At 47.8% G+C, this 25,279-nt stretch carries 25 protein-coding genes, 1 tRNA gene, 1 pseudogene and 1 riboswitch; of the genes and pseudogenes, 14 read left to right on the forward strand and 13 right to left on the reverse strand.

Translation table 11 applies throughout. The annotated features are described in order from the left end of the window. Nucleotides 1-67 precede the first annotated feature (67 nt). The 13 genes and pseudogenes from hisA to ABO04_RS00775 all read left to right on the forward strand — a co-directional run. A complete protein-coding gene (gene hisA / locus ABO04_RS00715; RefSeq protein ID WP_160808695.1) occupies nt 68-814 on the forward strand; it encodes a 1-(5-phosphoribosyl)-5-[(5-phosphoribosylamino)methylideneamino]imidazole-4-carboxamide isomerase in 747 nt (248 codons plus the stop codon). 83 nt (nt 815-897) lie between these two features. Continuing rightward, nucleotides 898-1,674 (forward strand): imidazole glycerol phosphate synthase subunit HisF, encoded by a 777-nt coding sequence (gene hisF, locus ABO04_RS00720; protein WP_160808696.1) that lies wholly within the window; start codon nt 898-900, stop codon nt 1,672-1,674. Nucleotides 1,675-1,798: 124 nt separating this feature from the next. Next, nucleotides 1,799-2,188, forward strand: coding sequence for a phosphoribosyl-AMP cyclohydrolase (gene hisI, locus ABO04_RS00725; protein WP_160808697.1), 390 nt, complete (start codon nt 1,799-1,801; stop codon nt 2,186-2,188). Next, nucleotides 2,185-2,523 (forward strand): phosphoribosyl-ATP diphosphatase, encoded by a 339-nt coding sequence (locus ABO04_RS00730; RefSeq protein WP_160808698.1) that lies wholly within the window; start codon nt 2,185-2,187, stop codon nt 2,521-2,523. Before hisI ends, ABO04_RS00730 begins: the two co-directional genes overlap by 4 nt. A gap of 1 nt (nt 2,524) precedes the next feature. Next, nucleotides 2,525-2,875: a histidine triad nucleotide-binding protein gene (locus tag ABO04_RS00735; protein ID WP_160808699.1), complete on the forward strand. Its 351-nt coding sequence runs from the start codon at nt 2,525-2,527 to the stop codon at nt 2,873-2,875. A gap of 18 nt (nt 2,876-2,893) precedes the next feature. Beyond that, on the forward strand, nt 2,894-3,142 hold the full coding sequence (tatA, locus tag ABO04_RS00740; protein ID WP_160808917.1) for a Sec-independent protein translocase subunit TatA: 249 nt from the start codon (nt 2,894-2,896) through the stop codon (nt 3,140-3,142). An 85-nt stretch (nt 3,143-3,227) separates the two neighbouring features. Beyond that, complete coding sequence (gene tatB, locus ABO04_RS00745) at nt 3,228-3,623, forward strand: Sec-independent protein translocase protein TatB (protein ID WP_160808700.1); 396 nt, start codon at nt 3,228-3,230, stop codon at nt 3,621-3,623. A 91-nt stretch (nt 3,624-3,714) separates the two neighbouring features. Beyond that, nucleotides 3,715-4,491 (forward strand): twin-arginine translocase subunit TatC, encoded by a 777-nt coding sequence (tatC, locus tag ABO04_RS00750; protein ID WP_160808701.1) that lies wholly within the window; start codon nt 3,715-3,717, stop codon nt 4,489-4,491. 132 nt (nt 4,492-4,623) lie between these two features. Then, nucleotides 4,624-4,851: riboswitch (cobalamin riboswitch) on the forward strand. Nucleotides 4,852-4,964: 113 nt separating this feature from the next. Continuing rightward, nucleotides 4,965-6,803: a TonB-dependent vitamin B12 receptor gene (btuB, locus tag ABO04_RS00755; protein WP_160808702.1), complete on the forward strand. Its 1,839-nt coding sequence runs from the start codon at nt 4,965-4,967 to the stop codon at nt 6,801-6,803. 11 nt (nt 6,804-6,814) lie between these two features. Further along, nucleotides 6,815-7,399 (forward strand): hypothetical protein, encoded by a 585-nt coding sequence (locus ABO04_RS00760; RefSeq protein WP_160808703.1) that lies wholly within the window; start codon nt 6,815-6,817, stop codon nt 7,397-7,399. Between the two features lies 1 nt (nt 7,400). Continuing rightward, nucleotides 7,401-8,009, forward strand: coding sequence for a cob(I)yrinic acid a,c-diamide adenosyltransferase (gene cobO, locus ABO04_RS00765; RefSeq protein ID WP_160808704.1), 609 nt, complete (start codon nt 7,401-7,403; stop codon nt 8,007-8,009). A 357-nt stretch (nt 8,010-8,366) separates the two neighbouring features. After that, the gene (locus ABO04_RS00770; protein ID WP_160808705.1) at nt 8,367-8,705 is read left to right on the forward strand and encodes a hypothetical protein; all 339 of its coding nucleotides are present in this window, start codon (nt 8,367-8,369) and stop codon (nt 8,703-8,705) included. A gap of 866 nt (nt 8,706-9,571) precedes the next feature. Then, nucleotides 9,572-9,751, forward strand: a pseudogene (locus tag ABO04_RS00775) (IS3 family transposase); the annotation flags it as partial. A 972-nt stretch (nt 9,752-10,723) separates the two neighbouring features. Here ABO04_RS00775 and ABO04_RS00780 read toward each other — a convergent pair. The 10 genes from ABO04_RS00780 to ABO04_RS00825 all read right to left on the reverse strand — a co-directional run bounded on the left by ABO04_RS00780 (nt 10,724) and on the right by ABO04_RS00825 (nt 18,759). Continuing rightward, nucleotides 10,724-11,323 carry a hypothetical protein gene (locus ABO04_RS00780; protein ID WP_160808706.1) on the reverse strand — a complete coding sequence of 200 codons (600 nt, stop codon included), beginning with the start codon at nt 11,321-11,323 and terminating at the stop codon, nt 10,724-10,726. After that, complete coding sequence (locus ABO04_RS00785) at nt 11,313-14,210, reverse strand: DUF927 domain-containing protein (protein WP_160808707.1); 2,898 nt, start codon at nt 14,208-14,210, stop codon at nt 11,313-11,315. Before ABO04_RS00785 ends, ABO04_RS00780 begins: the two co-directional genes overlap by 11 nt. Further along, nucleotides 14,207-14,641 carry a hypothetical protein gene (locus ABO04_RS00790; RefSeq protein ID WP_160808708.1) on the reverse strand — a complete coding sequence of 145 codons (435 nt, stop codon included), beginning with the start codon at nt 14,639-14,641 and terminating at the stop codon, nt 14,207-14,209. Before ABO04_RS00790 ends, ABO04_RS00785 begins: the two co-directional genes overlap by 4 nt. Further along, nucleotides 14,638-14,949, reverse strand: coding sequence for a hypothetical protein (locus ABO04_RS00795; protein ID WP_160808709.1), 312 nt, complete (start codon nt 14,947-14,949; stop codon nt 14,638-14,640). The genes ABO04_RS00790 and ABO04_RS00795 overlap by 4 nt, the downstream gene beginning before the upstream one ends. 323 nt (nt 14,950-15,272) lie before the next feature. After that, nucleotides 15,273-15,467 (reverse strand): hypothetical protein, encoded by a 195-nt coding sequence (locus tag ABO04_RS00800; protein WP_160808710.1) that lies wholly within the window; start codon nt 15,465-15,467, stop codon nt 15,273-15,275. Further along, nucleotides 15,460-15,681: an AlpA family phage regulatory protein gene (locus tag ABO04_RS00805; RefSeq protein WP_160808711.1), complete on the reverse strand. Its 222-nt coding sequence runs from the start codon at nt 15,679-15,681 to the stop codon at nt 15,460-15,462. The genes ABO04_RS00800 and ABO04_RS00805 overlap by 8 nt, the downstream gene beginning before the upstream one ends. 108 nt (nt 15,682-15,789) lie before the next feature. Beyond that, on the reverse strand, nt 15,790-16,332 hold the full coding sequence (locus tag ABO04_RS00810; RefSeq protein WP_160808712.1) for a hypothetical protein: 543 nt from the start codon (nt 16,330-16,332) through the stop codon (nt 15,790-15,792). 127 nt (nt 16,333-16,459) lie between these two features. Next, nucleotides 16,460-16,831, reverse strand: a complete 372-nt coding sequence (locus tag ABO04_RS00815) for a hypothetical protein (RefSeq protein ID WP_160808713.1) — start codon at nt 16,829-16,831, stop codon at nt 16,460-16,462. 73 nt (nt 16,832-16,904) lie between these two features. Continuing rightward, nucleotides 16,905-18,170: an integrase arm-type DNA-binding domain-containing protein gene (locus ABO04_RS00820; protein WP_160808714.1), complete on the reverse strand. Its 1,266-nt coding sequence runs from the start codon at nt 18,168-18,170 to the stop codon at nt 16,905-16,907. Between the two features lie 502 nt (nt 18,171-18,672). Beyond that, nucleotides 18,673-18,759: transfer RNA gene (locus ABO04_RS00825), tRNA-Leu, on the reverse strand. A 566-nt stretch (nt 18,760-19,325) separates the two neighbouring features. Between ABO04_RS00825 and ABO04_RS00830 the strand changes: the two genes are divergently transcribed. Continuing rightward, the gene (locus tag ABO04_RS00830) at nt 19,326-21,494 is read left to right on the forward strand and encodes a bifunctional (p)ppGpp synthetase/guanosine-3',5'-bis(diphosphate) 3'-pyrophosphohydrolase (protein ID WP_160808715.1); all 2,169 of its coding nucleotides are present in this window, start codon (nt 19,326-19,328) and stop codon (nt 21,492-21,494) included. Between the two features lie 559 nt (nt 21,495-22,053). Here ABO04_RS00830 and ABO04_RS00835 read toward each other — a convergent pair. From ABO04_RS00835 to argS, 3 genes are all read right to left on the reverse strand, one after another. Next, nucleotides 22,054-22,704: a thiol:disulfide interchange protein DsbA/DsbL gene (locus ABO04_RS00835; protein WP_160808716.1), complete on the reverse strand. Its 651-nt coding sequence runs from the start codon at nt 22,702-22,704 to the stop codon at nt 22,054-22,056. A gap of 128 nt (nt 22,705-22,832) precedes the next feature. Then, nucleotides 22,833-23,480 (reverse strand): SPOR domain-containing protein, encoded by a 648-nt coding sequence (locus ABO04_RS00840; protein WP_160808717.1) that lies wholly within the window; start codon nt 23,478-23,480, stop codon nt 22,833-22,835. Nucleotides 23,481-23,503: 23 nt separating this feature from the next. Next, nucleotides 23,504-25,270, reverse strand: a complete 1,767-nt coding sequence (gene argS / locus ABO04_RS00845; RefSeq protein ID WP_160808718.1) for an arginine--tRNA ligase — start codon at nt 25,268-25,270, stop codon at nt 23,504-23,506. Nucleotides 25,271-25,279 lie beyond the last annotated feature (9 nt).

Genomic DNA, 25,279 nt, shown 5'->3' on the forward strand with positions numbered 1-25,279 from the left:
GTACTACTTGGTATTTTCATCGTATGATCCATTTTTTAAGCCTGATCACTAACTTCGATAACTTCGTATGCTGATTATTCCTGCTATAGATCTGAAAGACGGGCAATGTGTCCGGTTGAAGCAAGGCATCATGGAAGATGCCACCGTGTTCTCAGAAACTCCTGAAACAGTTGCTCTGCACTGGCTGGATAACGGAGCCCGTCAGTTGCATCTGGTTGATCTGAACGGTGCTTTTGCCGGCAAACCAAAAAATGGTCAGGCCATTCGCGCGATAGTCGAAGCCATTGATGGAAAAATTCCAATCCAGCTAGGCGGGGGAATCCGCGATCTGGAAACGATTGAATATTATCTGGATAACGGTATCAGCTACGTAATCATCGGAACAGCAGCAGTCAAGGTACCCGGCTTCCTGCATGACGCCTGCTATGCATTTCCAGGCCAGATCATGGTCGGACTGGATGCCGTAAATGGAAAAGTGGCTGTGAACGGCTGGTCCAAAGTAACTGGACACGACGTTATTGATCTCGCAAAAAAATTCCAGGATTACGGTGTCGAAGCAATCATTCACACCGATATTGGCCGCGACGGCATGCTCAATGGTTTGAATATCGAGGCTACCGTAGAACTTGCCCGGGCACTGACTATTCCCGTCATTGCGAGTGGTGGCGTAACCAACCTAGGTGACATCAGAAAATTGTGTGAAGTCCAGTTCGAAGGCATCACAGGCGTCATCACTGGCCGGGCAATTTACCAGGGATCGCTTGACTTCAAGGAAGCGCAAACCCTGGCAGATCAGCTGGATTCAGCGAAATGATTGCTCTCACTCATAAAAATTTGCCCGTATTGTGCTCTTCATCCCCTTCCCTTTTCTATCCGACTTCTGACGAGCCCTGACCCATGGGATTAGCCAAACGTATTATCCCCTGTCTCGATATCAAAGATGGCCGGGTTGTCAAAGGTGTCAACTTTGTCTCTCTGCGGGATGCAGGAGATCCGGTCGAAATTGCCCGCAGCTATAACGAACAGGGTGCTGATGAACTGGTTTTCCTCGATATCACCGCAAGCGTAGAAAACCGCGATTTGATCCTGCATATTGTGGAAAAAGTTGCCTCACAGGTTTTTATTCCGCTTACAGTGGGAGGGGGTGTTCGCAAAACCGAAGACGTACGCAGACTGCTGAATGCAGGCGCCGACAAGGTCAGTATCAATACTTCTGCGGTATTGAATCCAATGCTGATCAAGGAATCAGCAGATCATTACGGTTCTCAGTGCATCGTAATTGCCATTGATGCCAGACAAGTATCTGATAGAAGCGTCGAGTTGCCACACTGGGAAGTGTTTACCCACGGTGGGCGCAAATCAACTGGGATTGATGCAGTGGAATGGGCGCAAAAGATACAGTCCCTGGGTGCCGGAGAAATTCTGCTGACCAGCATGGATCGCGATGGCACCCGCTCCGGATTTGATCTTGTATTGACACGCGCAATCTCCGATTCAATCGACTTGCCGGTGATTGCCAGCGGAGGTGTGGGCAGCCTGGATCATCTGGTGGACGGTATCTTACAGGGTCACGCCGATGCAGTACTGGCAGCAAGCATTTTCCATTATGGCGAATACAGCATTCGCCAAGCCAAGGAATATTTGTTATCACACGGTATAGAAGTGCGTTTGTAAGAATCTGTTCAAGACCTGTATTCTTGAACAACCAGGATTATTTTTTCCACAATACTTTCGTATTTTGCAAGCACCCCTGAAACTGTTAAGATCACCTTGAAAATAGAGAGATAAGGAGCAGTCAATGACAGACGAATGGCTTGACACAATAAACTGGTCAGCCGACGGCCTTGTCCCTGTAATCGTACAGGACGAAAATAGTGGAAAGATTCTGATGGTAGCCTGGATGAACCGTGAAGCACTCAAACGCACAGCCGAAACAGGTGAAGCAGTTTACTGGTCCCGCTCCAGAAAAAAGCTGTGGCACAAAGGCGAAGAATCCGGTCATACCCAGGCAATCAAGGCCATCCATCTGGATTGTGACGAAGACGTGCTCCTCCTCAGCGTGGAACAAAAAGGAGGAATCGCTTGCCATACAGGCAGACAAAGCTGCTTCTTCCGTCAATTGAAAAATAAGGAATGGGTCGTTACAGAATCTGTTATTAAGGATCCGTCACAAATTTATACCCAATGACAGCATCGACCATACTCCAGCGGCTGGCACGGACAATCGAAGCACGAAAAAGTGCTGATCCTTCTATCTCTTATACGGCAAAATTGCTGAACAGTACCCAGGATAAGGTGCTCAAAAAAATTGCAGAGGAAGCCGCTGAAACTATCATGGCCTGCAAAGACAATGACAGAAAACAGATCATTTATGAAACGGCAGATTTATGGTTTCATTGTCTGATCATGCTCACCCGGCACGATATTTCGCCGGAAGATATACTGAGGGAGCTGGAACGTCGGGAAGGAATATCCGGCATCGAAGAAAAATTATCACGATCCCAACCCAATAAAATCGAGTGAAATGGAAGACTGTCTATTCTGCAAAATCATCCGTGGAGAAATCCCGGCCACCAAGATCCATGAAGATGAGGATACACTGGCATTTCTCGATATCCATCCGGCGGCACCCGTACATCTGCTGCTGGTACCCAAACAGCATATCGGATCACTGAGTGAAGTCGACGCGAGCCATCAACCCTTACTCGGAAAAATGTTGTGGCTGGCCCCCCGGTTGGCAGCCAGTCAGGGATGTACGGATGGATTCCGAACTATTATCAATACCGGCCGAGTAGGCGGACAGGAAGTGTTTCATCTTCACCTTCACATTATTGGAGGGAAGGATCGTCTGCCCGCCATGATTCATCATGACTAACCGTTCAAGGAGCAAATGATGGGAAGTTTCAGTATTTGGCACTGGCTGGTTGTTCTGGCAATTGTCGTCCTGGTATTCGGGACCAAAAAATTACGCAATCTTGGCAGTGATCTGGGTGGAGCAGTTCGTGGATTTAAAGAGGGAATGAAAGGAGCTGAAGAAGAAAACACTGCACCGCCCCCTTCCCAGCAGGTAACCGACCATTCGATCAAAAACGAAATGGAAGAAAAAGACCAGGAGAATCAGACGAACCAAACGAAAGTGTGATCTGGCGATATGACTTTCTGCAACCATCAGAACCGGGTTTTCCGGATAATTCTGCAGTGCGGCTCAGCGGTATTCCAGTCTGGAAATGTTTGATATCAGCCTAGCCGAACTTATAGTCATTGGCATTGTGGCGCTGATCGTCATCGGGCCGGAGCGGTTACCGGCCGTTGCACGCACGGCAGGTTACTTCCTGGGACGCGCCCGGCGCTATGTCGATCAGGTCAAGCATGATCTGCATGAAGAAATGGAGCTGGACAGTCTGAGAAAACTCAGGGATTCCATGCACGAAACTGCCAATTCATTTGAAAATTCGGTACGCAGCGAAATAAACAAAATTCAGGAAACCATAGAAACTCGATCTGCGACCCTGCCGGATAAACAAACTCCATTTGAAAAATCTGCGGAAAATATCGAACCGATCAATACCAGTGAAACCAAAACTTCATCAACATCTGCTGAACCCCGGCAACCGAACAACTAGTTTCAAGGATTCAATCACTGCCGGTGATTGTGCCCTCATTCCCATCAAATCAGACAACCCAATCTAACGACAGGACGAACCACAGTAACAGATGGATGACGACACTACTTTTATTTCACATCTGGTGGAATTACGCTCCCGGCTGATCCGGACGCTTCTGGTACTGTTTCTGGGTTTTCTCCCCTGCGCCTTCTTTGCTCGAGAGTTATACAGTTTTCTGGCTTTCCCTCTACTGGAAAAGCTACCACAAGGCGGGCAGATGATCGCCACCGAGGTTGTCACTCCTTTCTTCATCCCGATGAAAGTAGCGCTGATGGTGGCATTTCTCGTCACACTACCGCATACGCTCTATCAGCTTTGGGCATTCGTCGCACCCGGTCTGTACAGCCACGAGAAACGCCTGTTTCTGCCGCTGGTATTCATCAGCAGCCTTCTCTTCTTCATCGGTATGGCATTCGCTTACTTTGCCGTACTGCCACTGGTATTTGAGTTCATCGTCTATTTTGCGCCGGAAGGAGTCGCTGTCATGACTGACATCAGCGAATACCTCGGTTTTGTCCTGTCTATGTTCCTGGCTTTCGGAATCACATTTGAAGTACCGGTCTTTGTGCTGATACTCATTCGAACCGGTCTCGTTTCAATCGAAAAAATGAGATCTATGCGCCGCTTTGTACTGGTAGGTGCATTCATCATTGGTGCAATTTTCACCCCACCTGATGTCATGTCACAGATCCTGTTGGCAATCCCTTTATACCTGCTCTACGAACTGGGCATCCTCCTGGCTGCCTTATCGATGAAACCATCTTCCCGGAAATCATCTCTACCCGTCACACAAAATCAGCGTAGCGATACCGGAGAAAATGAGTAGTCAATACTTCAGTCACTACGGACCATATCTTTTTCCCATTAATCAGCAGATCTTCCTTACATCACAAATAGTTACTTGTCCCTCACTCCGGATCAGGCATTGTACCTTGACACGGCCATAGTGCTGCTATAGTCTGCGCCCCTTGTTTGAGGTGTCCCAGATGTATTTTCACGAGGGATGAAACGGGAAGCCGGTGCGTACTGGAATCACCCAGCGCAATGCCGGCACTGCCCCCGCAACGGTAAATGAGTCAATGATCTGCACACGCCACTGTGCTGTAAGGTATGGGAAGGCGCAGAACCAGGGAAATACAGCTTCCGCTCATAAGTCCGGAGACCGGCCTAAAGCAATATCATGTTATTGCGGAGGGCAATACACGGCACTGAATCTCATTCCTGGTATTTAATCGCCCTGCTGTTTCTCCGCAATCTGTTTACAACCCGATCATCGCGCGGGTGTGCGTGGAGGAAACGATGTCCAAAAATTTTGCCCTACCTATACTGATTCTGTGGTTAGGCGCCAGTCTTTCTACCCTTTTATGGGCAGAAGAAATCAGTTATCTTGAGAAACCGGTAGTCGTTACTGCCAGCCGTACCGATCAAGCCACAGAAGATACACTTGCTTCGGTTACCGTTATTACACGAACTGATATCGAGCGCCAGCAAGCGCGCTCCATGCAAGATCTGCTGCACGGTATCGCAGGTATCAATATTGCTAATACCGGCGGACCGGGAAAATTGACCACACTCCTTCTGCGAGGGACAGAGTCTGATCACGTTCTAGTTCTGGTCGATGGCATCAGAATGGGCTCTGCTACATCCGGATTTTCTGAAATCCAGAACTACCCGGTAGAACTGATTGATCATATCGAAATTGTCCGAGGACCACGTTCCAGCCTGTACGGCCCGGAAGCCGTGGGTGGCGTAATCCAGATCTTCACACGCAAAGGCGGAAAAAAAGGACTGAAACCTACTCTCAGCTTCGGAGGTGGCAGCTACGGAACCATCAATGGCTCAGCCACTCTCTCCGGCAGTAGCGAACGCGCCTGGTTCAATCTCGGTATCAGCGGATCGGACACCAACGGCTTCAACGCCTGCAAAGGATTTTTTAGTGCGGGATGCTTCACCATCGAGCCGGACAAAGATGGCTACCGTAACATCTCCGGCTCAGCCCGTGCTGGTTACCGTTTCGAAAATGGATTAGATGTCGAAGCCAGTTTTTTACATACTGACGGACATTATGAATATGATGGCAGCTTTCAAAACAGAACCAAGCTAGCACAACAAGTATTTGGGGGAACAGCACGCTATTCACCCTTTGAACCTTGGCGTATCACGTTAACAGCGGGACGCAGTCACGAAGATTCCGATAATTTCAAGGAAAAAATGTTCATGACGCATTACCATGCCCGGCGCGATACGCTCTCCTGGCAAAATGACATAACCGTAACTCCGAATCAGCTTTTGACCATCGGCACGGATTACCTGTACGATCATGTTAACAGCTCGGAAAAATTTACCACCACCTCACGCTATAATTGGGGTGTATTTGCACAACACCAGATTTCATTAGCTGCGCACAAGCTGCAGCTTTCATTACGCCATGATGATAGTCAGCAATTCGGCAGCCAGGTAACCGGTGGCGCCTCCTGGGGTTATTTGTTGACTAAACAAATCAGGCTGACTGCCGGCTTTGGCAGCGCATTCAAGGCGCCTACTTTCAATGAGCTGTATTTCCCTGGATTTGGCAACCCCCATCTCAAACCAGAAAATGCCCGTACAGTAGAACTGGGTGCAACCGGCCGGTTTGCCTGGGGCAACTGGTCACTTAACCTGTATGAAACCTGGATTGATGATTTGATCTCATTCAATGCTGCAACCTTCGCTCCGGATAATATAGACAAGGCACGCATACAAGGGTTAGAAGCTATTCTCAACACCGAAATCAAGGGTTGGCTAATCCAGTCCAATCTCACCTTTCTGAATCCGGAGAACCGTTCCAGAGGGATGAATAAAGGCAATATTCTGCCACGGCGCAGCAAACAGGCTTTTCGGATCGATGCCAGCCGTCAGCTCGGTGACTTTGTTGTTGGGGCAATGTTTCTCGCAGAAACCAATCGCTATGATGATCTGGCAAACAGCCAGAAACTAGATGATTACGTCAAAGTCGATCTGCGGGCAGAATATCTGATCAATTCACAGTGGCGCATCCAGGGGCGAATCGAAAACCTGTTTGACAAGGACTACGAAACCGCTGCATTCTTCAACCAACCCGGGCGTAACTTTTTTGTGACCCTGCGTTATCAACCATAGGATTAAAAAATATGCTGACATTGCCATTGCGACATCAATACCTGATCGGATCGATCCTGATCGTCCTGATGATCGTCACACGTGAATATCACTTCGCCTCACTGCACAATCTGCCGGGAGCCTCCTGGGCAGTTTTTTTCCTTGCCGGCATCTACCTCAGCTCAAACTGGTCACTATTCGGCTTCCTGGCACTTGCCTGGGCGCTTGATTCCTCGGCCTATTTCACCGTTGCAGAAAGCGAATTTTGTCTGACCTCGGCCTATGTTTTCCTGCTGCCCGCCTACAGCGCACTCTGGGCAGCCGGTCGCTGGTTCGCGACCCGCTATCAATTTTCATGGCGAGCGCTGGCACCCCTGTCCATCAGCCTGCTGATCGGAACAATCGTCTGTGAGTTGTTCTCCAGTGGAGGATTCTATTTCTTCTCCGATCAATTTGAAGAAACCACATTCACTGAATTCTGGCAGCGTGAATTGCACTACTTCCCGCTTTATCTCCAATCCTTGCTGTTGTATGTCAGTACTGCGGCTGCAATACATACCTTGTTTGTGTTAACTCATAGGACACGCCAACCACAAACTAATGTAATCGGCCAGTAAGATGGATCCCGAAACAGGCCAGTCACAACGCTATCAGTCCCGGATGCAGCGCCAGAAAGCAATCGTGGATGCAGCGATTGTCCGTGCCAATAAAAGCAAAGGGCTGTTGCTGGTGCTGACCGGCAACGGCAAGGGAAAATCGAGTTCCGCCTTTGGTATGGCTGCCCGTGCGCTGGGACATGGCATGCGCGTGGGCGTCGCACAATTCATCAAAGGACGCTCCGATACCGGCGAGGAAGCCTTCTTCAGACAGCAGAAAAACATCGTCTGGCACGTGCTGGGGGAAGGGTTCACCTGGGATACGCAGGATCTTGCACGTGACAGAGAGACCGCCCGGCGTGGGTGGGTAGTCGTACAAACCATGCTGTGCGATACATCAATCGATCTGCTGATACTTGATGAACTCACCTACCCGCTCAAATTTGGCTGGCTGGAAATCAACGAGATCTTGGCCGATCTTCAGAACCGACCAGCCATGCAGCATGTCGTCATTACCGGTCGTGCAGCACCGGATGTTTTGTGCCAGGCGGCCGATACTGTCACTGAAATGCGCGACGTCAAACATGCCTTCCAAACTGGTATCCAGGCACAAACCGGGATCGATTACTAATATACCTCCCTGTGTTCATCAAGCTTACAGGCCACTCCCGTTCTTTGCCATACAAACCTAAAAACCACACTCAAACAATAAAATTTTGTCTGAGATACATAAAAACAGTAGAATTTCTAGGATATATGCGCACCAATCTATTTAACAATACAGAGTGACATATAGAAAAAATGAACATAAACCGTGTTATATACGCAGATTCATTAACAGTTGCGAAGTTGCTGAATGTACGCATGTCACAAAAGAAATAATATTGCAGAAATTGGATATGGCAGCAAAGCTTCACGCAGCATGATCTGATCTGGGCAGGCGTCCCTGCAGGGTATATACGCATTCCTGGAATTATCAAAAATAACCATGCTTAAACTTGTACGAGACAAAGGACCAAAAGAAACAATCAATACACTCATAGTTGCCGAAAAGGCCAAGATCAACCATCAGGATATTGAAGAACTGCTGCTGAAGTATCAAAGGAGCTGCCCCGAAGACGCCGCCAGAAACATAACAGAGGTTACAAATCCAAATCAGGAAAAACATGAAGGCCTGAGGGTGTTTGTAATCCAAACACGGATAGCGCTTATGCTGGCAAACTCCTATGGGATTGAGGCATATCAGACTTTAAAAACATTCATGGACAGACAAGGTTACAAGACGCAACTCAGTTCTGTGCGCGCAGCTCCGGAACAGGAAGATTAAATCCACAGTAATCAAACACTGTGCTTGATCCCGGCTTACTTTAGGAAAGCATTAACAGGAGATCCGGAGACAATTTTATGAGTGCGGTGAAGTTTTTCATTGGATACCAGGCGAGTGTCACTATGACGGAACATCACATCGGCCATAGAAAAGGCGAGAAAGTGAAACCTGCAAAATAGCAATCGCGGAAAAAAACTTTTACCAGATCACTGAGACTGGCGCCAGGAAGGGGAATCAAGCTCCTCTGATGTTATCGTCACAGGATTTTGAGTGCCATGTAATGAGCATATAAATCAGCAGCCTGTCTCCAAAACCCATTCCACACTTTTCAGAAAATTACTACTCAGCAACGCCCTATACCATGCGGATCAAAAATTGATTGCGGAACAGTTTTCACCGTTTTACTGGTGCCACAATTACTAAGAAGGGTCCCCCACCGTTAGGGGTAACGGCAGGGGTGGATCTGTCAGAACGACAGTTTCCGGCAAAAATAGTGAGTCGCCTCACACGAACATGTTACCTGCTACAAAAAATTACTTTCACTGGCAATGAAGGGTTTTTACCCCCTTTATTTGCGTTAAGAAATATATTTTTTGTGGTAGTCATTAATCCTTGATGCCCAAAAGCTGACTGCTCTTGAGAAGTTGCTGATCACCGGATGGATAGAGGTATCTGCACTGGTGGCAAGGCAGGAATGTAGGGTAAGTAAGAACCACTTACTGCACAAAAAACCATTCGTCAGTACGACACATTGATCCAACGACGATTCGGCACAAGGTGAAGCAGTACAACGCAGAACAAAATGGCCAGCCAGGTATCGGCAAGCCGCTCGCTGCCGAGCGACAGCGTATCCGGAAATACGACGCAACAGCAGGCATGACTTGCCCATGGCCGCCAACGTGCTTAACCGGCAGTTCAATCCGGTCGCGCCAGACACCGCGTACATCTCGGATATTACGTACATCCGCACTGGTTTTGGATGGCTTTATCTGGCCATCGTACTAGATCTGTACGCCCGCCGAATCGTCGGTTGGGCGATGGCCCCGAAAGCGAGAAGCCTCAGCATCACTCAAAGCTTTACAAGATCAATTCCGGAAAGCGAGGGAGAGAGCAGGCATAAATAAAACGCTTTTTCGGTTCCGTGATCAAGGGCAAAGGCAGGAACGGACAAGACAGAATTAAGCGGTGATATCAAGCAAGCGCAGAAACAACCGGGATACGCAAGCGTCATCACAACTGAACATTATGTCAGAGCCAGAAAAGGTGAAGCCGACAAAATAGGAATTGTGGGAATGATTAAAAATTAATCAACTCAATAAGTCTTTGAGGGAGGGTCAACCACATACAACCTATTAAACCAGTATGAATGCTTGATCTCACACATGATGACAAATAGATATACCCCCAAATGTACCCCCAGATTACATCCGCTTGCCCCCTACCAATTACGCGGGTATGCACAAAGAGGAGGGCGATCGATCTGGAAGGTAAACAGTCCAGACTTTTGACCATCCCCCGGCTGATTCTTTTTCAGAAATTCTTCTGGTTTATTTGTGATTTTAATCTCTCTCACAGATGAGAATCTCTATCATTTAATATGAGAATATTTCTTATTTATTAAGATGATTTTTTGCTCGCTTTTTTATTTGAGGCAACCCTCTTTCCGGGTGTGTTTTCCCCTTCACCCCCCCACCCTATCCCAGAAATGTCGGGCAAGTCGGGAAAGTCGGGCATTCGTCCGGAAACCCGCATGGATACTGGATTTTACCTGCCCAACTTTATCTTTTTGAGGCAAAAACAATGTAGGGCAGCCCGACTTTTGGAGGAGTTTTTCACCTTTCCCAGGGCAAAATCGGGGGTGAATTGATGTCCTATTTTGCCCTGGAATTTGTCTCAAACAACACAGAAAAAGTGAGTTTTAGGATCAAGAAACGGGGCTCTTTTTGCCCCGCTTTCCCTGTTGAAATCTGTCAGTTTCCCCAACAAAAAACAGAATTGCAGGCTGCCCTATTTCCGTGTCAAACGGAAGAATTATTGAAAGGGAGGTAGTCTATGCAGGTATCAGGAGCGAGCAAAACCCGCTCACCCAGATAATGGGCTTCAAGTATGGCGTGCTGTTTAGTACAGTTCCAGTGGTAGCGTTTACGTTCACCTCGACGTGAGGCAAGTATCATCTCCAGGTGCTTGCAACTCATACAATCCATTGCCCAATTATTGGAGACCACGCCTGCAGGGAATACCATGCCTGGCCGAATACCTGCCCGGGCACACGCTGACAGCCAACGCCGGATCTGTTCCGCCTGGGTAATATCCTTGAGTTTTAACAGTTCCCTGGTTATTTCGTCACGGTCTGCCCCAAGCTTTTGACAACATACCAGCAGCAAAGCGATTGCAATCGGGCTGGGCGGGTAAATTCTGACACGATCAGGTGACGGTATATTCTCCACTCTGGTGGATTGATCAGATCGATCTGTTGTGTGCTGCCGGGTACCTGTTGCATCAGTGGATGTTGCTCGCTCTATAAGCTGTTGATCTTTATAGACTCCTGATTCTTCAGGAACGCATGTTGCATCAGTAGATAACGCTTCCTGAATGAGCATTGCCCATTTACTCATCATCAGAACCCAATAAACTCGGGTATATATGAAACATGCGCGGGCGCGTTCCATCTTTAAGCGTTACCTTGGTAGGAAGATTCCGGCCCTCTGGCGGGTTCATGAATCCTTTTTCACTCAATAGCCTGGCGGCCACACGGTAATTAACGCTCGCAAACAATACTTTTTTAAAGCTTTCATTAAAAACGTAATAATGCCGGCCATCCTCAAGATCTTCCCGGTAGCCGACCATATTCGGGGTACGCGGGGCATGACTATCATTTAGTCGGTCAACATCAGCAAAGCGGGCATCGCCATGCTGCTCGATGAATAACTTCACTTTGCTCAAGATCTTGGAATGCTCACGGTTTCCTGTGCCAAATTCAGCCAGCCAATCCCTAAAGCAACGGATACTGGCTGTCATTGCTTCACTTTTATCCCAACCGGTTATCTGCCATTCGCTGGCCAGCTCCCCGGCAAAGCCCGCCAAAGCAAACTCACGGGCGACCCGCCGGGCTTGTCCGGATACAGATTGATCCAATACTGAACGTTCAAATGCGGCTCTTGCTTCATTCCATTGATCAATAATTGCCTGCCGATGAGACAGGATTTGTTCAATGAACGCAATAAAGGCCGTTCCATAAAATTGCCGGGCTGCATCATCCAGTGCTTTGGAGAACTCAGCACCATTGGCGTAGCCGTGTATGTCATCAAATACGCCCGATCCCTTGCCGGCATCAGCGGGCAGATCACACAATCTCAGCTCCATCCCGGCATGCGTTTCTTTCCCGATACTGGCCATATGTTCGGATAGGCTCAATTCGCCGCTTGATAAGTAAAGCAAACGCCACTTTGCTTTACTGCGCAATGTCCCGTCTGAGTTGGATCGGCTCTTGCCTGACCCGTGACTGAGCATATAAGCAGTTTCACCTGCCACACGTGGTTCAAGTTCTTTAATCTCATCCAGAACCAGCAAGGCATCGGAATGGCTTTGAGCAATCCCTTCCATGCTGTTATCAGTAGACCGCCAACGCTGAACATATTGCCGGCCACCGCATACACTGGCAGCAACCTGTAAAACAGTTGATTTGCCTGAGGAAGAATCACCACGCCAGTGAAAACCACCTCCCTCAAGCCCAAGGATGTGAAGTAACGGGCTGGCAAAGGCGGTACAGATACTGAATATCAATCGGCTGTTTCCATGGCACAATCTGGCTACATGCTGCTTCCATTCATCCAGCGTCCCTTGCTGAGTGAAATGATTCTCCTGCCTGTGATTGGCAAACAGCCATTCATCACTGGCAGCGGCATCCCCGATGAACCGGTTCGGCAACACGTACACCATGGTATCCCCTGTACCGTGCCAGCCGGTTTTATCCGTTACGCTGGCACGTTTGTCAGGGCATTGCTCCTGCAGGTACTGCAATACCAGCTGTCGTGCCTTGGGTATAACGGCAAGACCATCATCCAGCAGCCGCCCAGTAGCTTCCATTCCGTCACCGTTGAAGGCACGCATCGGAATAACAATATTTTTCAACCGGCCATCCGGATCAGAAAATCGGACAAGCTTACCCCACTGCCCGCCGTTGGGATCGCGACTTTGTGCCAGAACTTCCAGCTGGTTGCAGATCTTCCGGCGGTGAAATGTCCCTTCCTTATCCTGTTGCAGGTGAAATACACCCTCTTTGCTTACTTCAAAATTGCCGGCTGATACAGACCCACCAGGACCGGCTGCTTTGCTTCCGGAATCCGATTGTGGTGCTGGATCTCCCCGCTGATCCAGGCTTGCACTTAGAAACAGATCAGGCACGCCAAGCGTTAACAGCAGCTGGAAATGCCCAGCCGTCCACCTGTCCCGCGTAAGCAAATCATGCGCATCATCACCCGCTTGCAAGTTAGCCGTGCCTGTCCGGTCGATCCTGGGCACGGATTCCCTGCCAGTATCATGAAAAGCAGGCATATAACCAGATACTCGATCAAGATTTAATACCTCGATCTCATGCGCCCCTATCTGCTGCAACAATTGAATTAAATCACGGGTTGCCTTTTTCCCGGCTGCATCATAATCCGGCCAGATTCGCACCCGGCGGCCTTTCAGCGGCTGAAAGTCTGATTTATCCACCGCCATGCTGCCACCTTGCCAGGTGAGGATTGGATGATCCGGCAGCAGCCTGGACAAGGCTGCTGCTGCCTTTTCACCCTCGACGATCCACACCCAGGCATCAGGGTACTGCACCAGTGAGGGCAACCCGTAGAGAGGTCTGGGAGCAGGGGGCGCCTTAAACTGCCACTTGAACTGATTGCCGTTCTGCCATAACGTCAATGGAGCAAACTGCTTTCTTCCATTATCGGCTTTGGCATTCCAGCGATCATGGTAGTAATTCAGCCTGCCATCGATGTTCAAGTATGCATAACGGCAGTCCGGTTTACCCTGTCTGCGGTGGGCTTCTGGTGGGCTGGGGGCATCCTCCGGGACAGGCATGACACAATGCCATCCATCATCAATAAAACCTTTGTCAGAATGAGCATCTTTCGATTTTTTGGATTGAGGTGATGATGTTGCATTACCCGCATCTTTTAAGGCGCTCCTGCTTCGATTCTGCCCGTCCGCTTGCTCGATGGGAATATTCAAAAATCGGGCAACCTCTTCAGCTGCCTTGCTTTGGGTGCAATCAGTCAGATACGCTACCAAAGAGACCAGATCATTGCCCTTGTCTCCGGTAGCAAAGTCTGACCATTTCCCCGTCTGCATGCTGATCGAGAACGAGCCCTCAGAATCGTCTGCCCGTCTGGGATTACGCACCAGGTATTCATGCCCCTGCAGCTTGCCCCCGGGCAGCCAATGCCCGAGGATTGCCTGAGCATTGGTTTGTGCCTGGCGGGCAATTTCCTTGATTGCCGGCGGCTTCATTCCTGCCTTGCCTCGCCTGAATCGTAGTTACCCTTGCCCTGATTTATTAGAACCTGCGCATGGTATTCAGCAATTGCTTGTAGACGTTCAAGCGCCAATTCTGCTAAATCCGCCCTGGCTTTCGCGTGTACTTTATATGCAGAAACACTATTGATAAGGGAAGAGAAGTCATCTCCATCACTTTCACGGATGAGCGGGTTGAATTTTTCAATAAGCTGGTCACTCGATTTCGAGAGAACGAGCATAGTCAGAAGGCGATCCCCTCCCCAAACTTCGTCATATTTCGCCTCAGACTCGAAAATCTCACCTTCAGTAAAAGCGGCTTCGAAATTCGGTCGTTCTGGTGCGTGTGCTTTTGGGCTCGCTTTTTTTGGGGAGTAAGATTGGGCAGGCTTTGTCATGGAAATTTTCCTTTTTCTTTTGATACTCATGACTGACACTCCCGGCCTTCTTCCTTATGGTTGCATCCCACTTCTTCAGCTGCACAGTTGATGCTATTCATAAGGTATTCAGCTTTATAGCTGATCGCCTTCAGGACATTATCAATATCATCCAGATGGCCGCCTGGATTCAGTGCTTTAATCCGGAAAGAAGCGAGATTGGCAATGGAAGCAATTTCAGATAGACATTCTTGAGATAAGCGATCAGTGTCATTGATCGCAGCACGCAAGACACGGATTTCAGCAACAGAAAATTGACGCTCGCTGTCAGGGGATTGTTGAGCAGATATATTATTCATGGATGGCTTGTTCCTTTTTCTTTACGGTTTGAGATTCCGCCACCGCTCAAATAGCTTGAACGGGTGGGCGGCACGTATGCGGGTTAGTAGACCGGTAGAAAGGAACCGGCAGGGCGTAAGCCCTCCCACATACGGCCACCCAGAAAAAGGGGTGCCATTATGATTACGGATGAACAAATAAAAAAACCGCCAATGGCGGTCATCCGCCTTTCTATTCGGGCTACTAAACCCGACTTCTGTTTTTTGCAGAAGCATGTACAGAATAAGATCAGCCACGAGGTACGTCAACAGAAACATTACTCATCCTCCACAGCATGTTCTGTTTATAAGATGAGAGATATCTCTTTTCTAATGCCACCTAAGCCTGTTTCAACCTTCCCCAGGCTGTCTGCAATGCGTTCTAAATTTTGAGCAATATGAAACAAGAGCTGAATTTGTAGCTTTTCTGGGGAAAGAACAGCCTGACGCTTTAAGACTTCACGTTCCAGAGCAACAGCAATTTGGGAAAGATCATCCATGACGACCTCCTGCCGCTATGTGGCTTGAAATCCATGAATCAATTTCAGATTGACGCCAGCGGGAAGCAATACCGATTTTTACCGGGGCGGGGAAAGCTTTATTTTTTATTTGCTTGTAAATAAAGCTTGCTTTGAAGCCAACACGCTGCTCCACTTCATCGAGGGGCAGTAATCTTTCAGACGGCAGGCTGTTGCCCGCTGCGTTTGTTTGCATGAATTAATCTCCCGTTCAATGAACATGCATCCGAATGGATATGCAGGAGATTAATCTTTTTGAATTTAGATGTATTTCCGCAAAAATTTAGAAATTCGCGGAAGTGATTCAGTCTATGTACTCTGTCTTTTGAAATGCCTCCTTAAAGATTTCTCTCCACGGTTTGACAGCATAATAATATTCACTGGTTAGTGTTTTTCCGAGACCAAATTTTTTACCGACCTTCTCAAACAAATCATCATCTATTGCAACCTTGGGCTGAGATTTTTTAATTCTAGAAATTTCATCATATACAGCGTGCTTAAATCTTCTCTCTTTTCTAAGAACAGATAAACGAACGCCCTTGGGATAAGGCATGCCAAATACTTCATCCCACGATTTAGATTCTGCATCTGCAATTTTGTTGTAGCCTTTAAGATAGGCATTTACAGCCCATGGAGGAAGCGGCAAGCCATGCAAGGCACAAACGCCTATTGCTTGCATCAGATAAAACGGATCTTTTTTATAGGCTTCTTCAAATATATCTAATTGGTGAAGCGCCTGCCATTGACGATAAGGCGATGCTGGATCATCTATTGATGATGGATCTGATTCGAATGCTGCTTCCTGAGCGGCCCAAGCTTCTTCAAATGTCCAGTTTTTATCTACCACTTGGCACTCCTTCACAGTGCCCTTCAGGAAGGAAGCTAACCCAGGCGGGTGAAGGTGCCCACTTTTCGCCCCGTCGGGCTAGGGATAGCTAAAACTTTATATCATGCTCAACAGCTTGCTGAAAACTTCATGAGCTTAATTGCTCTGAATGGGTGCATTTATTCCATAACGCTATCAGATAATCACCAATACGCTGATAGGCTGCCGATCGGTATGAGATATATGATCTTCCGCTGACACCAAGCACAGCAGCCTTTTCCTTACCCGTTCTGGCTGTACTCAAGTATTCAACCCTGATCAGAAGTTTATGCAGTTCCGGCAATTGCTCCACAGCATCATTGATCTCGATACAAGCACTATCAATATCGTCATACGCTGTGTAACTTTTGGAAGCTAATCGTACGAAATTGACCTGAGATTTAAACCCCAGGTGCGCGCCGCTACCCAGCTTCCACTTTGCCCACCTGACCAACCGGCTGACTATCAACGCCTCTTCCATTGCATTATCTCCTGATCGCTCTCAGCTTAATTGCCGGAATTTCGACTATTTAAAAGGTGGGATTTTCCCACTTTTATCCCTTCATGGCTTTATGAACCGGCAGCATGACGACATTGTTCAGTAGCGATGCCAGATAATCACTCCACCACTGCATCATTTTCCTTCGTTCCGGCAAATGTTGTGCATAGTTATACGCAGCCGATACGCTGTTACGTTCAGCATGGGCAAGCTGGCGTTCAATTACGTCATGCGGCCATCCATTTTCATGCAACAGGGTAGATGCCATGCTGCGGAAGCCATGGCCGGTCATTTCTTCCTTGCTGTAGCCAAGCCTGCGTAAGGCGGCATTGATTGTATTTTCACTCATGGGGCGGCCACCCGCTCTCAGGCTGGGAAATACATACTTGCCGCTGCCTGTTAACGGTTTGATTGTCAGCAATATCTCAATCGCCTGATGTGACAATGGCACGATATGCGTATCTTTCATTTTCATCTTGTGGGCAGGGATCCGCCATTCAGCCTTATCCATAGCTATTTCTTGCCATTCCGCCTGGCGCAATTCGCCTGGACGAACAAATACCAGGGGGGCAAATTGCAAAGCACATTTAACAACGAGTGAACCGCTAAAACTCTGGATTGCACGTAACAGCTCGGTGACTTTTTTGGGATCGGTAACGCTGGGATGGTGTTTGGCTTTAATGGGGGGCAATGCTCCACGCAGATCAGCACATGGATCCCGGACAGCTCGACCGGTTGCCACGGCATAACGGAATATCTGGCCACAATTCTGCAAAGCACGATGTGCGGTGTCCAATGCTCCACGGCTTTCAATGCGTCTTGCCACCTTCAGTATATCCGGTGCATTGATTTCCTGAATCGGCCGGCTACCCACCCAGGGGAAGACATCACGCTCTAACCGCTCGATGATTCTTCCGCTGTGACTGGCTGACCAGCCTGGCTTGTGCTTTTTAAACCACTCCCGGGCAACTGCCTCAAAGCTATTGGCCTGTAATTCCCTGGAAGTCTGCCTGCTTTGTTTCCTGGCCTCGCCCGGATCAGTGCCATTGGACAACAGCTTTCTGGCCTCACCCAGACGTTCTCTTGCATCTGCCAGTGATACATCAGGATAAACCCCCAAGGCCAGCGTCTTCTCTTTCCCGTCATAGCGATACTTGAACCGCCAGTATTTGCTGCCGTTTGGCTGGATTAACAGGAATAAACCTTTCTCATCATAGAGCTTATAGGCCTTGTCCTGAGGCTTCGCTTTGCTGATAGCAACAGCACTGAGCAACTTCCTGGGGGTATTTTCCGGGGGTATATTTTTGCCTGTTTTATCCATATTTTTTGATCCTGAACTGAACTCAAAACACAAAAACAGGGTAAAAATCCGCTTTTATGCGCAAAAGTCGGGCTGGCAGAACACCTGTTCCTGATGCGTCACTTTCCCTCCAAAAGTCGGGCCGCCCTACATTGTTTTTGCCTCAAAAAGATAAAGTTTGGCAGGTAAAATCCAGTATCCATGCGGGTTTCAGGACGAATGCCCGACTTTCCCGACTTGCCCGACATTTCTGGGATAGGGTGGGGGGGTGAAGGAGGAAAGCAATCAATTAGTGTGAGCGCGCCCTACTTTCAAGAATTCAGACCCTTTTCCTCTATAAATATATAAATATATATCTCTCTGGGGGTACATTTTAATACGGTAAAGGATATACCCCCAAATGTACCCCCATTTTTCGGGGATTGGTGCGGATTCCGACGGACTGGTATGGATAAGGAAATCTGATGAAACCCTTGTATTTAAAGGGTTTGCGGACAACTATGGACTGGCAAATAGAGGCATGTGGTGCCGGGAGGGGGAATCGAACCCCCATGATGTTACCATCGCGGGATTTTGAGTCCCGTGCGTCTACCAATTCCGCCATCCCGGCTTTAGAGTTGTGACAGGAACGCAATTATACCGAAATCGCCCTGCACGGCAACCAATACCAGACTTCACTATCCGAACCACACCAAAAACAGGAACAGGGTAAATACTGAGCCTGATGTAAGAACAATCAGAATTCAGCATTGACAAGCGCCTCTAAGCAGCTGAAGATGAATTCTAGCTGATGGAATCGCATCACAATGAACTGCTCCAGAACTTCAAGACAAACTGCTCTTCTTCAACCACCAGCAAAAAATCCTATTCTGGAGAACGACAACCTGGATGGATTTTTTGGTCAATACTTCAGGAGGAGGATAATCTGTTTTAAACATCCATCCGGGCAACATGCAGCATAATACTGCTACTCGATTGCCTGGTTAAAACTTGCTTGAAGTGTCTTTGCAAACCGATCTGCGCTGCCATCGCCAACATTTATCGGAGGGTCCTCAGTGTGACTGAACAGACAGAGCAGTGAATTTCCAGGCTTGATTGGTATTTCGGATTAAAAACAGTTTCACGGCCAAGCACCACTGTTAATAATTTTATACATACAGAAGTTTTCAGAATTTCATGTCAGAACCTATTTTGCATGACTTAAATGACTCCGTCGTTGTTATAACAGAAGCGGAGCTGCTTTTCGGTGAGGTATCCCAGTATCTCAAATCTGAAGATATGGCTTTACTCAAGAATGCTTATTTCTTCAGTCAAAAAGCGCATACAGGTCAATTCAGAAAATCCGGCGAGCCTTATATTTCTCATCCTGTTGCAGTCGCCAGGATACTGGCTGAACTACACCTGGATGCAGTAACACTCGCTGCGGCACTATTGCATGATGTGGTGGAAGATACCGGTATTCCGAAGGAAGAAATCAACAAACGATTCGGCTTTTCCGTGGCTGAGCTTGTAGATGGGGTTTCCAAACTTGCCCGGATAAGGTTCCAGACACAAGCAGACATGCAGGCGGAAAATTTCCGCAAAATGCTACTGGCCATGGCGCAAGATATCCGGGTGATACTGATCAAGCTGGCCGATCGTCTGCACAATATGCGTACACTCGAGGTAATGTCGCAGGAAAAACGGCACCGCATTGCACGGGAAACTCTGGAAATCTATGCACCGATTGCACATCGCCTTGGCCTGGAAAATATATATCAAGAATTACAGGAACTGGGCTTTCGTTTTTCTTATCCGCTCCGCTACAAGGTCCTGCTCAAGGCAATCAAAGCTGCAAGGGGCAATCGTCGGGAAGTGGTTGGAAAAATCCTGGACGCAACCCGGCAAAGTTTGCAAGAAGCAAAGCTGAACGCCATGGTAACCGGTCGCGAGAAACACTTGTACAGTATCTACAGAAAAATGGCAGAAAAACATCTGCGCTTCTCAGATGTGCTAGATATTTACGGTTTCCGGGTAGTCGTCAAAGATATTTCATCTTGTTATGTGGCTCTTGGGGCCCTTCACAGTCTGTACAAGCCGATCCCTGGAAAGTTTAAGGATTATATTGCCATCCCCAAACCGAACGGCTATCAATCACTACACAGCACATTGCTCGGGCCTTATGGATTGCCAATAGAAATTCAGATTCGCACCCATGAAATGCACCATATTGCCGAGGCGGGCGTTGCTTCACACTGGCTTTACAAGAGTAAAGGCAGCGACACGGCAATGGATGATTTGTACATGAAAGCCAATCAGTGGATGAAAAGCCTGCTGGAAACCTTGAACGATTCATCCGATTCACTGGAATTTCTAGAACATCTCAAGGTTGATCTGTTTCCAGGAGAAATATATGTTTTTACCCCGCAAGGCAAAATATTAACGCTGCCACGAGGCGCTACCGTCGTGGATTTTGCTTATGCTGTGCATACTGACATCGGAAATTACTGCGTAGCCGCCAGAGTCAACGGTGAGATCACACCACTTCGCACCCGCCTGAGAAGTGGAGATCGTGTGGAAATTATTACTGCACCTGCAGCCAAACCGAATCCTGTCTGGCTATCCTACGTTGCAACCGGCAGAGCACGCTCCAGTATTCGCTACTTTCTGAGAACCATTCAATATAACGAATCCGTCAAATTTGGGGAACGCCTGCTGAATCAGGCACTCTATTTCTTCGGCACAAATCCGGAGACAATAGGACCATTACAGTGGGAAAGGCTGATAAAAGAGAGCGGGGTTAAATCCAGAGAAGCACTCCTCGCAGATATTGCCTTGGGGAAGCAGCTTGCAGCGGTTATAGCCAAACGCCTCGTTACCCCATCGAGTGAATCCATATCGAATATTGACAACAACAACTCTATTACCATACTCGGAACAGAAGGAATGGCAGTCAAATTCGCTCGGTGTTGTTATCCCATTCCCGGGGATGGCATTGTCGGGTTGATCAAGAAAGATCGAGGTCTGGTGATCCATACACAAGATTGCTCTACGGTGACCCGGATTAAAGATCATAAAAATGTGGACAACCAGCTGGATGTCATTTGGGGAGTAGATATCGACAGAACATTTCCAGTCGGTATATTCATGACGGTTGTAAATAAAAGTGGAGTGCTGGCCAGGGTAACAGCCGAGATTGCTCAAGCCGATTCAAATATTGATGATATAACGCTGGAAAACGATAATGATTACACCACGATGCGCTTTATCCTGCAGGCCAGAGATCGCCAGCATCTTGCCCAGATTTTCCGCAGATTGAAGCATATTGGTGAAATAGTCAAAATGGGTCGCATCAGAAACCAGTAAATTAATTACTCGAAGAAGATGCGACGGAGTAGAGATTATTGGTGATGTTTTATCTGGCAACCGACCAGGAAAATAATCTGGCCAACATTGAAAAACAATACAAAAGTATTGCAGGAACACCCCTATCCGTTAATTTAGAACAAAAATATGCCTGATGGTTTAACGGAGAAGCTGCCAGCAGTCCGGTCATATTTGAAATTCAAGAGAAAATTACTGCGGAAGCACTGCCTGATAGCATGATTACTCAGCATAGCAACAACGCCCCAGGCAGCGTGCTGCTTGATTTTTCCAATATACAGGAAATTAATAACGACGAGCCCGGGAAGCTTGCAAAACTTTTTCCTCCATGACTCATAGCAGATACCAGGCTTGAGCTGAAACAAATAAACCGCTTCATCAACCACTTGCAAAACAAGGCAGAAACAAATACCGAAACACGCGCGATATGGGACATGCTGTTTGCTTCCGGAATAACAGGGATACTTTTGAGGAAAAAGCAATCAGGCTTATAGTTCTTTATGGAATATCACCACCCTCCTGGGAATGAGGGCTGCTATGACTACCGGGCTTTCCTTTCCTCACGAACTTTTTCAATCAATTGATTGAGAACCGAGATTGTATCCTGTGGAATACCGCCCGCTTTTCCGCTGGTTAAATATTTGCCGTCGATCACAAAGGCCGGTACCCCAGTCAACTGATATTGACGCGTCATTTGAGCAGCCCGATTTGCCTGATTCTGAGCCGTGAATGAATTGTAAGCGCTAACGAATTTATCACGTTCAATCCCCTGCTTTGCAATCCAGCTGAACAGCGTCTCCTCTTTTGACAAGTTTATTTTTTCACGATGGATGGCATGGTAGATCTTGTCATGAAGCGCCTCGCCAAGCCCCAGACTCTCTATTGCATAAAAAGTCCTGGCGGCTGGCACCCAGTTATTGCGGAAAACTGCCGGAACATACCGGAATTCAACATCGGCCGGCTTATTCTTCAACCAGCGAGCGAGATAGGGATTCAGATCATTGCAATGAGGACAACCATACCAGAAGAATTCAATCACTTCGATCTGTTGTGACTCGCCTTCTGTTGGTTGAGGCGTTGACAGCACCCTATAATCCTTGCCTGCAACGATCTCCGCGTGCGCAGTTAAAATTCCTGCCAGGCAGATAACGATAAAGCTCAAGAGAAAGCAGATAATTTTTCTTACGTTCATCCAATTTTCCTCGTTTTTAAAGTAGCAGAAAGAACATCTACGCATGCAAACGAATCTATCAGCACCCGGAGTTCAGTTTATTTAAACAACATAACTGCATCGACCAGGAATTTTTGTTGTTTCAGTATCTAATCATCCATTGCACGCACAAGGCTTGTCATCATTCCGTTTGATTGCAGTGAAGCACGAACCCGGTCAAGTTCTTCCATTTTGGCAAACGGACCGACACGTACACGATGTACAAGCACATTACCATCTATTTTTCCAGTCTGGACCGAAGCAACAACACCCAGCATGGCAAGTTCAGCTTTCATTCTCTCAGCATCACCAGAATTTCTGAAAGAACCCGCTTGCAAGTAATATCTATCCTTGGGTATGGCAGCTTTCTCGGGTATTTTTTCCGGAGTTTTTCTGGTCGTCGCAGCGATTGGCGGCAAAGGCGCGAGATCAAATGTATCCTCGGCTGAAGGCTCCTCAATCCCAGGCAGGATTTTATAAAAATCAAAACGTGATCCATCTGTTTCAGCCTGGCGGGTATCAGGCGCGGCCTTTTTCTCTGCCGAAAATGGCAGCGATTGCCGTGCAGATTTTCCAGATGGCTGATTCTGAGCTTCTTTCCCCTGGTTAAGGAATGGACTGGGAGCCTGGCTGATATACAGCCACACTCCAATAGCACTTGCCAACCCCAGGGTATAGCCAATAAACAAACCCAGCCATAAAGAACCGCCGTTTTTGTGTGTTTTTACTGAATTTCTGGATTTATAATCCCGACTCATTAATCTTTCCGTATTCCATTCAATTACATCTTGCCAGGTGCGGTTACTCCCAGCAATGACAATCCTTTTGCCAGCACTTGGCGAACAGCCGCAATCAATGCCAGCCTTGCCACTTTAAGCGATTCATCCGGGACAAGAAAGCGCGTCGAATTATAGTAACTATGAAATTCACCTGCCAGCTCCCGCAGAAAAAATGCAACAAGATGAGGTGCACGTTCCTTAGCCGCCGCCTCAACAGTATCCGGAAAATCAATCATTTTCTGCAAAAGCATCCGCTCGGACGGATCGGTCAGCAATTCCACCTTTGCCCTGCTAAATACACTCATATCCCCCTTCCACTGCTCAAGCACGCTGCAGATACGGGCATGTGCATACTGTACATAGTAAACGGGATTATCGTTACTTTGTGATTTGGCCAGATCAAGATCAAAATCCAAATGCTGGTCGCTTTTACGCAACACATAAAAAAAACGGGCTGCGTCATTACCCACTTCCTGACGTAATTGTCTTAACGTAACAAATTCCCCCGATCGGGTAGACATTGGAATTTTACCGCCATCCCGGTACAAAACAGCAAACTGAACCAGTGCTATTTCAAGCTTGTCCGGATCAAGAGACAACGCTTCAATTGCGCCTTTCACCCGGGAAATATAGCCATGATGATCTGCGCCCCAAATATTCAGCATGTAATCGAAACCACGCTCGTATTTGCTGAGATGGTAGGCGATATCGGATGCAAAGTATGTATATTGCCCATTTTCCCGCTGCACAACCCGATCCTTCTCATCACCAAATCTGGTAGATCGGAACCAGAGTGCACCATCCTGCCGATACAGCAGCTTTTTATCGTCCAGCAACCGTACCGCACGCGTCACCATCCCGCTATCAAATAATGACTGCTCCGAAAACCAGTTTTCAAACTCAACGCCAAATTCCATCAAATCGTTCCGACAATCCGCCAGCTGCTCCGCCAGAACAAAGTTGTGAAGATCGTCATAATCTTCACTCAAAATGGATTTTGCTGCAGCGATTAGATCGTCCAGATACTCATCTTCTCCGCCAATGACTGTCTTTGAATTGATTTCAGTCAACTTTTGCACCGGGGAATCAGAGTAACGAGCATAGCGGTCGTTGTATGTCCGGTGTATTTCCTGAGCCATATCAACAACATATTGTCCCTGATAAGCATTACCGGGAAACGGTAAAACGATACCGCACAAACCAAGATAACGCAGCCATGTTGACAAAGTCAGAATGTCCATTTGGCGACCGGCATCGTTAACATAGAATTCGCGTGTAACAACATATCCGGCCGCAGCCATGATATTAGCCAGACTGGCACCAAACGCGGCTCCACGACCATGGCCAACATGTAATGGTCCAGTCGGATTGGCAGATACAAACTCGATCTGAATCGTTTTTCCTGCTCCTAGTGTACCGTGTCCGAACGCATTGCCCGCCTGCAGCACCGCAAGCAAAAACTGCTGTTTCGCTGTTTGCTTCAGGAAAAAGTTGATAAACCCGCCACCGGCGACAACAGCCCTTTCCACACAGGAAGAATTCGGCAAAGCCTCAATCAGCTCCCTCGCCAACTCAAGCGGATTTCGGTGTAAACATTTGGCTAGTTTCATGGCCAGATTACTGGAATAATCACCATGATCCACCCGTTTGGGACGCAACAACTCAATTTGTATCTCCGTTTCATCCGGAAGAACTTGTGTCGCTGCCTGAGTAAGCAGCTGTATACAGTGGGATCTGAAATCGAATGAAGTCGTAATTGTTGTAGCCATGACAGGAAT

The organism is Nitrosomonas sp. HPC101 (assembly GCF_009833125.1).
GTDB lineage: Bacteria > Pseudomonadota > Gammaproteobacteria > Burkholderiales > Nitrosomonadaceae > Nitrosomonas.

Bases quoted from the DNA above. Each gene is read 5' to 3' on its own strand.
- hisA (WP_160808695.1), top strand. From the start codon at position 68: ATGCTGATTATTCCTGCTATAGATCTGAAAGACGGGCAATGTGTCCGG.
- hisF (WP_160808696.1), top strand. From the start codon at position 898: ATGGGATTAGCCAAACGTATTATCCCCTGTCTCGATATCAAAGATGGC.
- hisI (WP_160808697.1), top strand. From the start codon at position 1,799: ATGACAGACGAATGGCTTGACACAATAAACTGGTCAGCCGACGGCCTT.
- ABO04_RS00730 (WP_160808698.1), top strand. From the start codon at position 2,185: ATGACAGCATCGACCATACTCCAGCGGCTGGCACGGACAATCGAAGCA.
- ABO04_RS00735 (WP_160808699.1), top strand. From the start codon at position 2,525: ATGGAAGACTGTCTATTCTGCAAAATCATCCGTGGAGAAATCCCGGCC.
- tatA (WP_160808917.1), top strand. From the start codon at position 2,894: ATGGGAAGTTTCAGTATTTGGCACTGGCTGGTTGTTCTGGCAATTGTC.
- tatB (WP_160808700.1), top strand. From the start codon at position 3,228: ATGTTTGATATCAGCCTAGCCGAACTTATAGTCATTGGCATTGTGGCG.
- tatC (WP_160808701.1), top strand. From the start codon at position 3,715: ATGGATGACGACACTACTTTTATTTCACATCTGGTGGAATTACGCTCC.
- btuB (WP_160808702.1), top strand. From the start codon at position 4,965: ATGTCCAAAAATTTTGCCCTACCTATACTGATTCTGTGGTTAGGCGCC.
- ABO04_RS00760 (WP_160808703.1), top strand. From the start codon at position 6,815: ATGCTGACATTGCCATTGCGACATCAATACCTGATCGGATCGATCCTG.
- cobO (WP_160808704.1), top strand. From the start codon at position 7,401: ATGGATCCCGAAACAGGCCAGTCACAACGCTATCAGTCCCGGATGCAG.
- ABO04_RS00770 (WP_160808705.1), top strand. From the start codon at position 8,367: ATGCTTAAACTTGTACGAGACAAAGGACCAAAAGAAACAATCAATACA.
- ABO04_RS00780 (WP_160808706.1), bottom strand. From the start codon at position 11,323: ATGATGAGTAAATGGGCAATGCTCATTCAGGAAGCGTTATCTACTGAT.
- ABO04_RS00785 (WP_160808707.1), bottom strand. From the start codon at position 14,210: ATGAAGCCGCCGGCAATCAAGGAAATTGCCCGCCAGGCACAAACCAAT.
- ABO04_RS00790 (WP_160808708.1), bottom strand. From the start codon at position 14,641: ATGAGTATCAAAAGAAAAAGGAAAATTTCCATGACAAAGCCTGCCCAA.
- ABO04_RS00795 (WP_160808709.1), bottom strand. From the start codon at position 14,949: ATGAATAATATATCTGCTCAACAATCCCCTGACAGCGAGCGTCAATTT.
- ABO04_RS00800 (WP_160808710.1), bottom strand. From the start codon at position 15,467: ATGGATGATCTTTCCCAAATTGCTGTTGCTCTGGAACGTGAAGTCTTA.
- ABO04_RS00805 (WP_160808711.1), bottom strand. From the start codon at position 15,681: ATGCAAACAAACGCAGCGGGCAACAGCCTGCCGTCTGAAAGATTACTG.
- ABO04_RS00815 (WP_160808713.1), bottom strand. From the start codon at position 16,831: ATGGAAGAGGCGTTGATAGTCAGCCGGTTGGTCAGGTGGGCAAAGTGG.
- ABO04_RS00820 (WP_160808714.1), bottom strand. From the start codon at position 18,170: ATGGATAAAACAGGCAAAAATATACCCCCGGAAAATACCCCCAGGAAG.
- ABO04_RS00830 (WP_160808715.1), top strand. From the start codon at position 19,326: ATGTCAGAACCTATTTTGCATGACTTAAATGACTCCGTCGTTGTTATA.
- ABO04_RS00835 (WP_160808716.1), bottom strand. From the start codon at position 22,704: ATGAACGTAAGAAAAATTATCTGCTTTCTCTTGAGCTTTATCGTTATC.
- ABO04_RS00840 (WP_160808717.1), bottom strand. From the start codon at position 23,480: ATGAGTCGGGATTATAAATCCAGAAATTCAGTAAAAACACACAAAAAC.
- argS (WP_160808718.1), bottom strand. From the start codon at position 25,270: ATGGCTACAACAATTACGACTTCATTCGATTTCAGATCCCACTGTATA.